The organism is Plantactinospora sp. ZYX-F-223 (assembly GCF_039649625.1).
Lineage (GTDB): Bacteria > Actinomycetota > Actinomycetes > Mycobacteriales > Micromonosporaceae > Plantactinospora.
In genome coordinates this window covers 55977-69837 of record NZ_JBDJAV010000024.1, presented here as the reverse complement: position 1 = coordinate 69837, position 13861 = coordinate 55977, and the positions used below count along the sequence as shown (strand labels likewise).

12 protein-coding genes are annotated in these 13861 nt (G+C 72.5%); 3 read left to right on the top strand and 9 right to left on the bottom strand.

The genetic code is table 11. The features are described 5' to 3' along the window. Positions 1-135: 135 nt before the first annotated feature. The gene (locus AAH979_RS23895; protein ID WP_346260350.1) at positions 136-1575 is read left to right on the top strand and encodes a GuaB1 family IMP dehydrogenase-related protein; all 1440 of its coding nucleotides are present in this window, start codon (positions 136-138) and stop codon (positions 1573-1575) included. A gap of 95 nt (positions 1576-1670) precedes the next feature. On the opposite strand, the gene AAH979_RS23890 is transcribed toward AAH979_RS23895, so the two are convergent. From AAH979_RS23890 to AAH979_RS23860, 7 genes are all read right to left on the bottom strand, one after another. Further along, positions 1671-2267 (bottom strand): TetR/AcrR family transcriptional regulator, encoded by a 597-nt coding sequence (locus AAH979_RS23890; RefSeq protein WP_346260349.1) that lies wholly within the window; start codon positions 2265-2267, stop codon positions 1671-1673. A gap of 57 nt (positions 2268-2324) precedes the next feature. Beyond that, positions 2325-3536 carry a threonine--tRNA ligase gene (gene thrS, locus AAH979_RS23885; protein ID WP_346260348.1) on the bottom strand — a complete coding sequence of 404 codons (1212 nt, stop codon included), beginning with the start codon at positions 3534-3536 and terminating at the stop codon, positions 2325-2327. Between the two features lie 334 nt (positions 3537-3870). After that, positions 3871-4734, bottom strand: coding sequence for a transglutaminase family protein (locus AAH979_RS23880; RefSeq protein WP_346260347.1), 864 nt, complete (start codon positions 4732-4734; stop codon positions 3871-3873). A 52-nt stretch (positions 4735-4786) separates the two neighbouring features. Then, complete coding sequence (locus AAH979_RS23875; protein ID WP_346260346.1) at positions 4787-5740, bottom strand: alpha-E domain-containing protein; 954 nt, start codon at positions 5738-5740, stop codon at positions 4787-4789. Beyond that, positions 5734-7371 (bottom strand): circularly permuted type 2 ATP-grasp protein, encoded by a 1638-nt coding sequence (locus AAH979_RS23870; RefSeq protein ID WP_346260345.1) that lies wholly within the window; start codon positions 7369-7371, stop codon positions 5734-5736. Before AAH979_RS23870 ends, AAH979_RS23875 begins: the two co-directional genes overlap by 7 nt. Before the next feature lie 121 nt (positions 7372-7492). Next, positions 7493-8089 (bottom strand): DUF6346 domain-containing protein, encoded by a 597-nt coding sequence (locus AAH979_RS23865; protein WP_346260344.1) that lies wholly within the window; start codon positions 8087-8089, stop codon positions 7493-7495. Between the two features lie 431 nt (positions 8090-8520). Continuing rightward, on the bottom strand, positions 8521-8898 hold the full coding sequence (locus tag AAH979_RS23860; protein WP_346260343.1) for a hypothetical protein: 378 nt from the start codon (positions 8896-8898) through the stop codon (positions 8521-8523). On the opposite strand from AAH979_RS23860, the gene AAH979_RS23855 reads away from it, so the two are divergent. Continuing rightward, positions 8872-9384 carry a Scr1 family TA system antitoxin-like transcriptional regulator gene (locus AAH979_RS23855; protein WP_346260342.1) on the top strand — a complete coding sequence of 171 codons (513 nt, stop codon included), beginning with the start codon at positions 8872-8874 and terminating at the stop codon, positions 9382-9384. The genes AAH979_RS23860 and AAH979_RS23855 overlap by 27 nt on opposite strands. A gap of 483 nt (positions 9385-9867) precedes the next feature. On the opposite strand, the gene AAH979_RS23850 is transcribed toward AAH979_RS23855, so the two are convergent. Continuing rightward, positions 9868-11271, bottom strand: a complete 1404-nt coding sequence (locus AAH979_RS23850) for an NAD(P)H-quinone dehydrogenase (protein ID WP_346260341.1) — start codon at positions 11269-11271, stop codon at positions 9868-9870. Between the two features lie 106 nt (positions 11272-11377). On the opposite strand from AAH979_RS23850, the gene AAH979_RS23845 reads away from it, so the two are divergent. After that, entirely contained in the window at positions 11378-11833 is a 456-nt protein-coding gene (locus tag AAH979_RS23845) for a gamma-glutamylcyclotransferase (RefSeq protein WP_101369614.1), read from the top strand. 36 nt (positions 11834-11869) lie between these two features. Here the strand turns inward: AAH979_RS23845 and AAH979_RS23840 are convergent, their stop codons facing one another. Further along, positions 11870-13825 (bottom strand): histidine kinase, encoded by a 1956-nt coding sequence (locus AAH979_RS23840; protein ID WP_346260340.1) that lies wholly within the window; start codon positions 13823-13825, stop codon positions 11870-11872. Between the last annotated feature and the right edge of the window lie 36 nt (positions 13826-13861).

Genomic DNA, 13861 nt, shown 5'->3' with positions numbered 1-13861 from the left:
AGCGGCCAGGAGACGACGAGAGCGGGGACACCGGTGCCGCCGGGGCCCGGCGACACCTTCGAGAACCGGAGAGGCCGGTCACGTGACCAGCGGGACTGCCGGGCCGGGTGGATCGTCCTCCGGCATGATGGCCAGGTGCGGTTCATCACCGGCGGAAAGCCCACGCAGGATCTGACCTACAACGACGTCTTCCTGGCCCCGGTCCGGTCGGCCGTGGAGTCCCGGCTCGACGTCGACCTGGCCAGCAGCGACGGGACCGGCACCACGATCCCGATCGTGGTGTCCAACATGACGGCGGTGGCCGGTCGGCGGATGGCCGAGACGGTGGCCCGGCGCGGAGGTCTCGCCGTACTGCCACAGGACATCCCGATCGAGGTGGTCGCCGAGGTGATCGGCTGGGTCAAGCAGCGGCATCTGGTGCACGACACCGCGATCACGCTCGGCCCGACCGACACCGTCGGAGACGCCATCCACCTGTTGCCCAAGCGGTCGCACGGTGCGGTGATCGTGATCGACCCGGACGGGCGGCCGGTCGGGGTGGTGACCGAGGCTGACACGGTCGGGGTGGACCGGTTCGCGCAGTTGCGGCATGTGATGTCCACGGAACTGCACACCGTGCCCGCCGAGGCCGATCCCCGGACCGGGTTCGACCGGCTGTCCCGGGGCCGCCGCCGACTCGCCCCGGTGGTCGACGTCGAGGGCCGGCTGGTCGGGGTGCTGACTCGCCGGGGTGCGCTGCGGGCCACGCTGTACCGGCCGGCGCTGGACGGCAAGGACCGGCTGCGCATCGCCGCCGCGATCGGCATCAACGGCGACGTCGCCGGCAAGGCCGCCGCGCTCTTCGAGGCCGGGGTGGACACCCTGGTGGTGGACACCGCGCACGGCCACCAGGAGCGGATGCTCCGGGCACTGCGGGCGGTACGCAGCCTGGACCCGCCGGTACCGGTGGCCGCCGGCAACGTGGTCACCCCGGAAGGGGTACGGGATCTGGTCGAGGCGGGTGCGGACATCGTCAAGGTCGGCGTGGGGCCGGGGGCGATGTGCACCACCCGGATGATGACCGGGGTGGGCCGGCCACAGTTCTCCGCGGTACTCGACTGCGCGGCCGCCGCCCGCGAACTGGGCCGGCACGTCTGGGCCGACGGCGGGGTACGCCATCCGCGCGACGTCGCCCTGGCCCTGGCCGCCGGGGCGTCGAACGTGATGATCGGCACCTGGTTCGCCGGCACCTACGAGTCGCCCGGCGATCTCTACACCGACGCCGACGGCCGGCGCTACAAGGAGAGCTTCGGCATGGCCTCGGCGCGGGCGGTCAGTGCGCGTACCGCCGAGGACAGCCCGTACGACCAGGCCCGGAAGGCGGTCTTCGAGGAGGGGATCTCCAGCGCGCGGATGTACCTCGATCCGAACCGGCCGGGCGTGGAGGACCTGATCGACGAGATCGTCGCCGGGGTACGCAGCGCGTGCACGTACGCCGGCGCCGCCGATCTCGCCGAGTTCCACGCCAACGCGGTGGTCGGGGTGCAGAGCGCCGCCGGCTACACCGAGGGGATGCCGCTGCCCACCAACTGGTGAGCTGCCGGGAACACCGCCAACAGGTGAGTTGCCGGGAACACCGCCAACAGGTGAGCTGTGCGGAACGCCCGCAACTGCTGAACGGCGGAGACGGCTCAACCGGGTGTCGTGAAGAGCCGGCTGATCACCAGCCTGGCGGCGGCCTCCGGATCGTCGCCGACCTGGTCGCCCCGGAGCGCCCCGCCGAGCCACAGGGTGGCGAAGCCGTGCACGATCGACCAGGCGGCCAGCTCGGTCTGCGCCGCCTCCGGGCCGACCGGTGCCGCCGGCAGGCCGGACACACCGGCCCGGAGTGCCGCCCGGGCCCGCTGCTGGGCGGCGGTGAGTGCGGCGTCGTCGCGGTGGAAGAGGTCCGGCCGGAACATCACCTCGAAGTGGGCCCGGTGGTGCACCGCGAACGTGACATAGCCGACACCGAGTTCCCGCAGGCTGCCGCCGGACTCCTGGCGGATCTGGGCCAGCGTGTCGGCCAGCATCTCGAAGCCCTCGGTGGCGAACGCGGTGAGCAGCCCGGCCTTGTCGCCGAAGTGGTGCGCCGGGGCGGCGTGCGAGACGCCGGCCCGGCGGGCCAGGTCGCGCAGGCTGAGCCCGGCCGGACCGGACTCCTCGATCGCGGTCGCGGCAGCGGAGAGCAACGCCCTCCGCAGGTCTCCGTGATGGTACGGGCGCCCGGCGGCGCTGTCCTCGCTCATGGCGGCCAGCATATCTTGGCATCGACAAGATATGCTGGCCGCACCAGCCGGCCCGGCTCAGGGTAGGAGTTCCGCCGACCGGCCGGCAACCACCCCGGCGATCAGGCCCAACGCGTCCGGCGCCGCCATCGGGTCAACGCCCCGGCCGTCCCGCAACCGCAGCGCCACCTGCCCGGCCGCCACCTCCCGGGCGCCGAGCACCGCCGCGTACGGGACCCGGCGCTGGGCGACGTCCCGGATCCGGGCACCGAGCGACCCGTCGACGACCAGCTCCGCCCGCAGCCCGGCCAGTACGCAGTCCCGGCGGAACGCCTCCGCCGCCGCCACCTGATCCGGCCCGACCGGCAGCACCCGCACCTGGACCGGGGCGTACCAGGCCGGGAAGGCTCCGGCGTGCACCTCGATCAGGTACGCGAAGAGCCGCTCCATGCTGCCGACCAGGCTCCGGTGCACCATCACCGGTCGCGCCCGCCCTCCCCGGGCGTCGGCGTAGCAGAGGTCGAACCGGGCCGGCTTGTCGAAGTCGAGCTGGATGGTGGAGAGGGTCGACTCCCGGCCGGCCGCGTCCCGTACCTGGATGTCGATCTTCGGTCCGTAGAACGCCGCCTCCCCGGGCGCCTCGACGTACGGCAGTCCGGACAGTGCCGCCCGGAGCAGGTCCTCGGCGTGCCGCCACTCCTCGTCGTCGCCGACGTACTTCTCGCCCGGTCCGCGCAGCGACAGCCGGAACCCCGCCGGGCGTACCCCGAGCGCGGCGTGCGCCACCCGGATCAGCTCCAGCACCTCGGCGACCTCGGCGCCGACCTGCTCCGGCGGGCAGAAGTTGTGCGCGTCGTTGAGCGAGATCGCCCGCACCCGGCTGAGCCCGCCGAGCACTCCGGACCGCTCCGGCCGGTACATCCCGCCCAGCTCGGCGATGCGCAGCGGCAGCTCCCGGTAGGACCGGCCCCTGGCCCGGTAGACCAGGGCGTGGTGCGGGCAGAGGGCCGGACGGAGTACGAACTCGTCGTCGTCGGAGAGCCGCAGCACCGGGAACATGTCGCCAGCGAAGTAGCCGAGATGCCCGGACAGCTCGAACAGCTCCCGCTTGCCGAGCGGGGGCGAGTAGACGTGCTGGTAGCCGGCCCGGCGTTCCAGCTCGCGGACGTACTCCTCGACGCTGTGCCGGGCGGCGGCGCCGGCCGGCAGCCAGACCGGCAGCCCGGCCCCGGAGAGCGGATCGGCGTGGAACAGCTCCAGCTCGCGGCCGAGCCTGCGGTGGTCGTGCATGTCAGCTCCCAGATCTGGTACGGCCCGGCGGCTGCTCCGCCCCGGGACCGCGCCGATCTGGTGCGCACGACGAAGCCCCGGAGCGGATCGCCCCGGGGCCAGTCGACGAGTTGGTCTGCGTCAGCGCGGCACGCCGGGGTGTCCCGGCGTCGTCGTCTCGCTCATCGCGCTGCGCATGGCGGCCACGGTACTCCGGCCGGCCGCCTCGCCGCAGCCCATTTCCGCCCGGCCACCAGCGCCGGACGGCGGGACCAAGCGCAGCACAGCGGCACTTGCCGCAGCGCCCGGGCCGCCTACCGCAGGGCAGCGGCACCTACCGCAGGCCGGCCCCGGCTCAGCGCAGTCGGGTGACGGTCACCTCGACGCCCTGCCCGGTGTTGGCCGGGCCGGCGTAGACGCCCTTGAGCGGCGGTACGTCGCCGTACTCCCGGCCCCGGCCGACCACCACGTGCCGCTCGCCGACCGGTACCCCGTTGGTCGGGTCGAAGGCCGTCCACCGGCCGACCCACCACTCCACCCAGGCGTGGCTCTGCCCCACCACGCCGTCCCCGATCGCGGCGTCGGGTGCCGGGTGCAGGTAGCCGGAGACGTACCGGGCCGGGATGCCGATGGTGCGCAGCAGCCCCACCACCAGGTGGCTGATGTCCTGGCAGACCCCCTTGCGCTGCCGCCAGGCCTGTACGGCGTCGGTCTGCACGCCGGTGGCGCCGGAGGTGTACGCGACCTCGTCCCTGACCTGCTCGCAGAGCGCCATCGCGGCGGCGTGCGGGGTCGGCTGGGCGGCCCGGACGGACTCGGCCAGCCCGGTCAGCTCCTCGTCCAGCGCGGTACGCGGGGTGGGCAGCAGCAGCTCGTACCAGCGGTCCGTACTCTCCGCCCCGCGCAGGTCGGCCCAGCCCACCCCGTCGGTCGCCGCCAACTGGTCGCCTGGACCCTGTGTCTCCACGGTGGAGATGGCGGTGACCTGCAACGATTCGTGCGCGCTGTGCACGTCGAAGGCGGTCACCACGGTCCCCCAGTAGTCCTCGTACCGGTAGGTCCGGGCCGACGGCCACACCTCCACCCGCGCCTCCAGCACCGCCTGGCGGGCCTCGTTGCGCGGCGACATCCGCGCCTCGTTGTAGGAGGAGGCCACCGCACCGGCGTAGCTGAAGCCGGTCTGGTGCCGGATCTTCAACCGCCAACTGCCCACCGTCATCGCGTCCCCTTCCTCGCCCGCCGCACTACTCCGCCGTCGCACCCGGTCCCGGTCACGCCACCGCCTCCGGCAGCCAGGCCACCGCCGACGTCTGCCGGAAGTAGCGACGGGAGACCGCGTCGTTCACCTGTGAGCAGGTGCGTTCCAGCCCGGACAGCACCGCGGCGAGGTCGCCGATCAGCTCGTCGGCGGCCCGGAACTCCAGGCCGGTCCGGGCCCGGCCGATGATCCGCTGCGCGTCGGTGGAGACCCCGGTCCGGCCGGGCCGGCCCGGGCCGCCGGTCGGTTCCAGCTCGCGCAGGCACGCCTCGGCCCGGGAGAGCGCGGCGAAGACCGAGCGCGGGAAGAGCCGGTCGAGCAGCAGGAACTCGGCGGCGTACCGGTCGTCGAGCGAGCCGCGGTAGGTGCGCAGGAACGTCTCCCAGGCGCCGCAGGAGCGCAGCAGGGTCAGCCAGGACGGGATGCTGCCGCCGGCGCGTACGTGGGTGGAGAGCAGCCGGGCGGTCATGTCGACCCGTTCGACGCTGCGGCCGAGTACCAGGAAGAGCCAGCCCTCGTCCCGGCTCATGGTGGCGTCGGTCAGCCCGGCCATCACCGCGCAGCGTTCCCGGACCCACCGGAAGAACGCGTGTACGCCCTGCTGCTCGGCCCGGCGCCGGACGGCCGGCAGGCCGTGCCAGGTCGAGTTGAGGCACTCCCACATGTCGGCCGAGATGGTCTCCCGGGCGCCTCGGGCGTTCTCCCGGGCCGCCGCCAGGGCACCGACCACGGAACTGGGGTTCTCCTCGTCGAGGCCGAGCACCCCGACCACCCGGTTGGCGGTGGCCGGCTGCTCCAGCGGCCCGACCCCCATCACGGTGAGCAGGGAGCGGCAGGCGGTCGCCTCGTCCACCCAGGGGTCGGCGAGCATCCGGTGCAGGTGCACGTCGAGGATCCGGGCGGTGTCCTCGGCCCGCTCGACGTACCGGCCGATCCAGTAGAGCGACTCGGCGATCCGGCTCAGCACCGCGACCGCTCCGACCCGCTGCCGTCCCGGGCGGACTGCTGCTGTTGCTGCTGCTGCACGCCGACCAGGCCGGCGTCCGGGCCCGGGTCCGGGCTGCGCGGCGCCGGCACCGATGCCGGCGGCGACCCGTCCGGGTCGGCCGGCTCGATTCCCGAGGTCTCGATTCCCGAGGTGAGGTCCACCGGGCTGAGCCCGGAGGCCGGCTCGGCGAGTATCCAGGTGTCCTTGGAGCCGCCGCCTTGGCTGGAGTTGACCACCAGAGCGCCCTCCGGCAGCGCCACCCGGGTCAGCCCGCCCGGCAGCACCGTGACCCGCTGCCCATCGTTCACCGCGAACGGCCGCAGGTCGACGTGCCGGGCCCGCAGCCGGTTGCCGACCAGGGTCGGCACCATGGAGAGCGCCACCTCGCGCTGGGCGATCCAGCCGCGCGGGTCGACGGCGATCCGGTGCCGCAGCTCGGCCAGTTCCTCGTCGGTCGCCTGCGAGCCAATCACGATGCCGGAGCCGCCGGAGCCGTCAACCGGCTTGAGCACGAGTTCGTCGAGCCGGCCGAGGACGTGCTCGCGCACCTCCGGGTCCTCCAGCCGGTACGTCTCCACGTTGGACAGGATCGGCTGCTCGGCCAGGTAGTAGCGGATCAGCTCCGGGACGTACGAGTAGAGCAGCTTGTCGTCCGCGACCCCGTTGCCGACCGCGTTGGCGATGGTGACCCGGCCGGCCCGGGCCGCGTTGAGCAGCCCGGCCACCCCGAGCACCGAGTCGGCCCGGAAGTGCACCGGGTCGAGGAACTCGTCGTCGATCCGCCGGTAGATGACGTCGACCCGCTGCTCGCCCGCGGTGGTCCGCATGGCGACCTCGTTACCCACGCAGACCAGGTCTCGACCCTCGACCAGCTCGACGCCCATCTCGCGGGCCAGCAGGGCGTGCTCGAAGTAGGCCGAGTTGTGCACGCCGGGGGTCAACACCACCACCGTGGGGTCGGTGATCCCGACCGGCGCCGCCGCGCGCAGCGCCCGCAACAACTGCCCCGGGTACGACTCGACCGGCTGGATCCGGGTCGCGGCGAAGACCTCCGGCAGTACGTGCGCCATCGCCCGGCGGTTCTCCATCACGTAGCTGACCCCGGACGGGACCCGGACGTTGTCCTCCAGCACCCGGAAGTCGCCCCGCTCGTCGCGGACCAGGTCGACTCCGGCGACGTGGATGCGTACCCCGTTGTGCGGGACGATCCCGGCCGCCTCCCGGTGGAAGTGCGCGCTGGTCACCACCACCCGGCGCGGCACCACCCCGTCGGCCAGCACCTGGCCGGCGCCGTAGATGTCGGCAAGGAACGCCTCCAGGGCCCGTACCCGCTGGGCGACTCCGGCCTCGACCACCCGCCACTCGCCTGCGGCGATGATCCGGGGCACGATGTCCAGCGGGAACGGCCGCTCGACGCCCTTGAGCGCAAAGGTGATCCCCTGGTCGAGGAAGGCCCGGGCGAGCACGTCGGCCCGGACCCGCAGCTCGACGCTGGACAGCGGTTGCAGGGTGGCATGCAGCGCCTCGTACGCGTCCCGAGGCATCCCGGGCGCGCCGAACATCTCGTCCCAGCCGGGCCCGAGGCGGTAGTCCTCGAACAAGTCCGCCATGACCTGACGTTACGCCGATCTCGTTGCGCCCGCGTAACACGGCGACGACGCATGATCGCCAATTCCCGATCGGACTCCAGGTCAGCAAGCCTTTCAGTTGCCTCGGCGAGTCCGCCGGCTGTCAAACTCGTCGATCTCTGTCACGGCTGACGGGGGCTGGACGGTGCGGGCCCCCGGGATCTGTCGGCCTGACTCGCACGAGCCTGCGTACGCCCGTCCGCAGGCTGTCCCAGAGCACCCACAGCATCGCCAGGGCGAGCAACACGGCGATCATCGCGAAGGCGGCGGCCACCACCGTGGCGAGCGGGCGGGGTGGGCGCTCCTCCCGGGCGAGCGACCGCCCACCCCGGCTGTAGCCGAGATCACCGATGGTGACCGTGGTACCCACCTCGTCCACGCTGAAGAAGCCCCGCTTGCCGGGGGTTAGCACCTCACGGTCCCCGTCGCTCCAGACGACTTCGGCACGGCACTCGGCCCAGTAACCGAACCCGTGGCCGACCGGCCCGTACCGCTCACAGGAGCGCACGGTCGCCTGACCGGTCCGCTCGGCATCGTCGAAGTCGGTACCAGTGAACATCGCCGCTGTCATGCTCAGCTCGGCGAACAGGAAGATGGCCAGGAGCAGCGCCAGGTAGCCGGCGGCACGCGCAAATCTGCCATGCCTGGCCGGAGAACGGACCGGCGGCCGGGCAGGGCCGGGTTCGTTCTCCGCATACACTGCTGCCGGTTCCTCCGGCCTGTTTCGCTCCTGCTCTACCCGCTGCTGCTCCTCGACCCGGCGGCGAAGCGGCGACGACGTGATCACCTCCACCGAGGCGGTCACCCTGGCCCTGGCCGTGCCCGGCGCGCTCGGGGTGTACGTGGTCCCGAACCGGCAGGACACCGACGCCTGACCTCCGTTCCGTACGTTGCGGGCCCGACCTCATTCCCGAGGTCGGGGCCCGCTTCTTGCTGGTCGGTGCCTTCCGATCCGGCCTGCCCCACCTGCATCGGGCTGTGGCCGGCGGCCGGAGGGTGGCTACGACGACACCAGCAGCCTGCCCGACCGTTGCCGCGACCGGGTACCACGGTGGCTGCCGAGCTGTGGATATCTGGGGCGCCTGTGGACGGCCGCCTGATCGTGCCCTGGGTGTGGTGGGGCAGCCGCGTCTACACCAGGTTGCGCACGGCGCCGACCAGCTCGCTCAACCGTGCGTACCGGCGACCTTCCGCAGCCATGTCACCGCTGACGGATTCCGCGAGCGGCGTCTCGACGGCGGTTGCGCCCTGGACGAACAGGCCCTGCGGGGAGATGGTGAGGAAGTACTGCCGTTCCTCGGGCGTGACCGGGATCGGCGCGCCCCCCGGCCGAGGGTCACCCTTACGCCGAATGGCCCACAGCCCCTGTGACCCCGACAACCGCGACTTCAGCGAGTCGACTCGCTCGTCGGTGGCGCGTCCCATGAACTCAATGATTAGTTGATCGGCAAATTCCGCCGGCAGCCGACCATGTACGGCGTCGTGGACGTTGAGTACCACGCCGATCATCTGAAAAACGTCCTCCGGATGCTCACCCCGGAATATGCGAGTTATCTTCACGTCAGCAACCTCGGCCACCACGACGGCCCCCGACGCTTGGACGCCCTCGGAAACGCTTTTGTAGTACGACGCCGGGAGCGCTGCCTCCCCGAGCGCGAAAGTCTTGAGGGCGGCGACGGCGTCAGGGCGGTGTACATCCAGGCTGGCCGTGACAGGCGTCGTCGTCGCTACGGCTCCGGCCGCAGGATGCAGCGCCAGGCATATCTGTACGACACCACGAAGCAGTTCGAGTTCCTGCTGGCCGAGCCCGTGCTTCGGTGGTTGCTCTGCCCGCCGGACGTCATGCGCGGACAGCTCGACCGGCTTCAAACGATCGTCGGGTTGCCCAACATCCGGTTCGGCATCGTCCCGATGGGTGTGCCGCTAACCACCGCACCCCAGCATGCCGTCCAGCTGTATGACGACCTGGCGATCGTCGACACCTTCCTCGGTTAGATCACCTATCGCGGCGATGACGCCGACGCGCACGCCAGGGTGGTTGATCGGCTGTGGGAGCAGGCGGCGGTCGGCGAGGACGCGCGCCGCCTGATCGTCCGGGCAGCCAGCGACATCACCCACGGCACGTAGGTCTCGGTCGCGATGGAGCCCTACGGCACGTAAGCGCGACCACCGGCCCGGATCGACAGAGACCCGGGCCGGAATCTGGCCGGTCAGGTGCTGCGGTTGACCTCGGCCACGAAGAAGTTCGTAGCTTCTGCTCGGTGCCTTGATCACCGGTGGCGGGCTCGCCGATTAGGAGGGCCGCCGGCGCGGGACCCGCCGGCGGCCCGGTGGCGAACCGCTTCGACCACCGGGAACGGGGGACCCGACGGGATACGGCTCGCGCGCCGACAACGGTACGCCGCCGGCCGCGCCACCACCGCCCCGCGAAGCTATCCGTACCACCCGCCCGGAGCCCCCGAAGAGCCGCCGGAGCCGCTACTCCAGCCCGTGCAGCATCAACTGCCGGGCCGCCTCGGTGATCGATCCGGACAGCGAGGGATAGATGGTGAAGGTCATCGCCAACTGGTCGACGGTGAGATTGTTCTCCACCGCCATCGTGATCGGCAGGATCAGCTCGCTGGCCTTCGGCGCCACCACCACGCCGCCCACCACCTGCCCGCTGGCCGGCCGGCAGAACAGCTTGATGAACCCGTCCCGCACGTCCGCCATCTTGGCCCGGGCGTTGCCGGCCAGCGGCAGCATCACCTGGCGGGCCGGTACCCGCCCGGAGTCCACCTCGTTCTGCGACACCCCGACCGTGGCCAGCTCGGGATCGGTGAAGACGTTGGCGGCGACGGTACGCAGCCGCAGCGGCGAGACCGCCTCGCCCAGCGCGTGCCACATCGCGATCCGGCCCTGCATGGCGGCGACGCTGGCCAGCGGGAGTACCCCGGTGCAGTCACCGGCGGCGTAGATGCCAGGCACGTTGGTCCGGGAGACCCGGTCGGTGCTGACGTAGCCGCCCGGTGCCACCGTCACGCCGTACTCGGTCAGGCCGAGGTCGGCGGTGTTGGGGATCGAGCCGACCGCCATCAGCGCGTGCGAGCCGGACACCACCCGGCCGTCGGCGAGTTCGACCTCCACCCCGTCGCCGGAGCGGCGGACCGCGTTCGCCCGGCTGTTGTTGAGGATCTCCATCCCCCGGGCCCGGAAGACCTGCTCGATCGCCATCGCGGCATCGGGGTCCTCGTGCGGCATCACCCGGTCGCGGCTGGAGACCAGGGTCACCTGCACCCCCATCGCCAGGTAGGCACTGGCGAACTCGGCGCCGGTGACGCCGGAGCCGATCACGATCAGCCGCTCCGGCAGCTCGGTCAGGTCGTAGACCTGGCGCCAGTCCAGGATCCGCTCGCCGTCCGGGACCGCGGTGGGCAGCACCCTCGGGGTGGCGCCGGTGGCGATCAGCACGGTCGAGGCGTCCATCGAGTACGTGGAGTCACCGTCCGACGGGGTCACCAGCACCCGGTGGGTGTGACCGAGCGTGTCCTCGCCGAGCCGGGCCCGACCGGAGACGAAGGTCACGCCAGCCTTGATCAGCTTTGCCTGGATGTCGGCGGACTGGGCGAGTGCGAGCCGCTTGACCCGGCCGTGGACGGTCGACGCGTCGACGGTGATCGCGTCCAGCCCGTCCGAGTGCACCCCGAACTCCTCGGTGTCCCGATATCCGGTCACCACTTCGGAACTGGCGATGAAGGTCTTCGACGGTACGCAGTCGTGCAGCACGCACGCCCCGCCCGCCCCGTCGGCCTCGACCACCGTCACGTCGGCGTCCAACTGGGCGGCGACCAGCGCCGCCTCGTAGCCGGCCGGCCCCCCGCCGATGATCACAATCCGGCTCACAGTGCTCGCCCTCCGTCGATGCTTCCAGTGACAATCTTGTGCAGAACCCGTCCGACACGCACGGTCGTATTCTCCCCCACCCCTCCACCGGGCTATCGTCATCGCCGTGCGTCATTACGCCGCGTACGGCTCAAACCTCGATCCCGCCCGGATGCGTGCCTACTGCCCGCACTCACCGATGGTGGGCACCGGCTGGCTGGAAGGCTGGCGGCTCACCTTCGCCGGTGAGGGGGTGATCGGCTGGGAGGGCGCCGTCACCACCATCGTCGAGTCGCCCGGCGATCGGGTCTTCGTCGCACTCTACGACGTGCACTCCTGGGACGCCGCCCAACTCGACGAGGTCGAGGGGGTGGCCTCCGGCACGTACCGGAAGCTGCACGTCCGGGTGGTCACCCTGGACGGCGAGATCACCGCCTGGGTCTACGTCTTCGCCGGCTACGAGGGCGGGCTGCCCACCGCGTGGTACCTGTCGGAGATCGCCAACGCGGCGGAGAAGGCCGGTGCGCCCGACGACTACGTGGCCGAGCTACGCTCCCGGCCGACCGGCACCGCCTCGGCCTGACCCGGCCGCCTCCGCTACCCGGCGAAGCCGTCTCCGCTACCCGGGGCGTGGGCAGGGGATCTCCACCGTCACCAGCGTCGGGCCGCCGACCGGGCTGTGCACGGTGAGTACCCCGTCGAACGCGCCCAGTCGACGTCGCACGCCGCGCAGCCCGGTGCCCCGGGCCGGATCGGCGCCGCCCCGACCGTCGTCGACGACCGTGATCCGCAGCACCGTACCGGTGTGCGCGATGTCGATCTCCACCGTGCTCGCACCGCCATGCCGGCTGGCGTTGGCCAGCGCCTCCAGCACGCAGAAGTACGCCGCCGACTCCACCGGCGCGTCGAGCCGGCCCGGCAGTTCCCCGGTCACCCGTACCGGGACCGGGCTGTCCAGCGCCACGGCCCGGAGCGCGTCCGGCAGACCCCGCTCGGCGAGTACCGGCGGATGGATGCCCCGGACCAGGTCCCGCAGTTCGGTCAGCGCGGTCGCCGAGGCGTACCGGGCCTGGGCCACCATCGCCTGCGCGGCGGACGGATCCTCCTCGATCAGCCGCTCCACCCCGGCCAGGCTGAGCCCGACCGCGATCAGCCGGGCCTGCGCCCCGTCGTGCAGGTCCCGTTCGATCCGGCGCAGTTCGGCCGCCTGGGTGTCGACGGCGTCGGCCCGGGTCTCGGTCAGTCGCCGTACCCGCAGCGCCAGCTCGGCCGACCGGGTCGGGGCGAGCAGCAGCCGGTCGTACCGCAGGCGCAGCCGGAGCAGGGCCGGGGCGAGCAGCACACCGACGCCGGCCATCGCCAGGCCGAGCAGCGCGCTGGTCCAGCCGGGAATTCCGCCGAGGTCCGGCGAGAGGTACGTCACGCCGTACCAGAGGTACCACGGCGTGACCCACTCCCCGCTGAACAGTCCCAGCGGCACCGCCCAGGGCGCCCACCAGATCGGCTGCCCGACCAGCCCGAACAACCCCAGCGAGATCAGCGCGGCGGGGACCAGTCCGAGCGCCCCGAGCAGCGGGTTGGTGGCCATCCAGAGCTGGTCCCGCCAGAACGCCGGATCGGTGAAGGTCCACTCCCACGCCTGGGCGCGGATCGCCGACGACCGGTCGGCGTGCAGGGTACGGCCGACCCGGTAGCGGCCGTCCTCCTCCGGCCGGGGCAGCGTGGGAAAGGGCCGGTACGGCTCCGGAATCGTGACCCCGGCCCAGGTGTGGACGTACCGGCGGTAGCGGGTCACCAGCGTTCGGGTCAGCTCGGACACCTGCGGCGACAGGGCGGTCCAGGCGCCCAGCAAGGTCACCAGGTTCAGCAGGAAGCCGCCGAACGCCGCGGCCCCGAGACCGACCAGCCCGGCACCGTGCCAGGCGGCGGACGACCGCCGCGTCGTCCAGCCGGCCAGCCTCGACCGGTGCCACCAGGACCGCTCCGCCGGCTGGAGCAGCAACCGGCTCCACAGGGCGTGCAGCCGCAGCGTCAGCGGCGCGACGGCGAAGCCGAGCGCGACCAGCGCCAGCCCGACCGGCAGCGCCAGCGCCAGCGGCGGCGAGCCGACGACCGGGGCCGTGCCGCCGGTCAGCCCGAGCGCGCCGAGCCCGACCCCGGCACCGGCCAGCACCGGCGGGACCAGCGTGCCGAGACCGCCGACGAAGGGCGTGAGGTGCAGCCAGACCCACTCGCGGAGCAGCGCCCGGTCCTCGCCGCGCCAGGTGATCTCCATCAGGTACGCCGGCAGCCGGGGCGAGCGGTAGAGCTCGTTCTCGTAGACGTACCAGCCGTCTGCCCTGCGCCGCGGCACCGGCGGTCCCGGACGCTGCTCCACCGGAATCGGCACGCCGCCCCAGCGCCCGGCCAGCCGCCGGCCCAGATCGGCCAGCCGCTTGCCGGCCCGGGCCGCCGGCAGGTACGGCACGACCAGGGTGGCCGCCGCCACCAGCAGTACTGACATCCCCAGGCCGAGCAGACCCAGCCCGGCCTGGGCGAGGTTACGGACGAACGCGAGACCGTACCGGCGCGACATGCGTCAAGTCTGGCCGCCCGGCGCCTCGGGCGGACT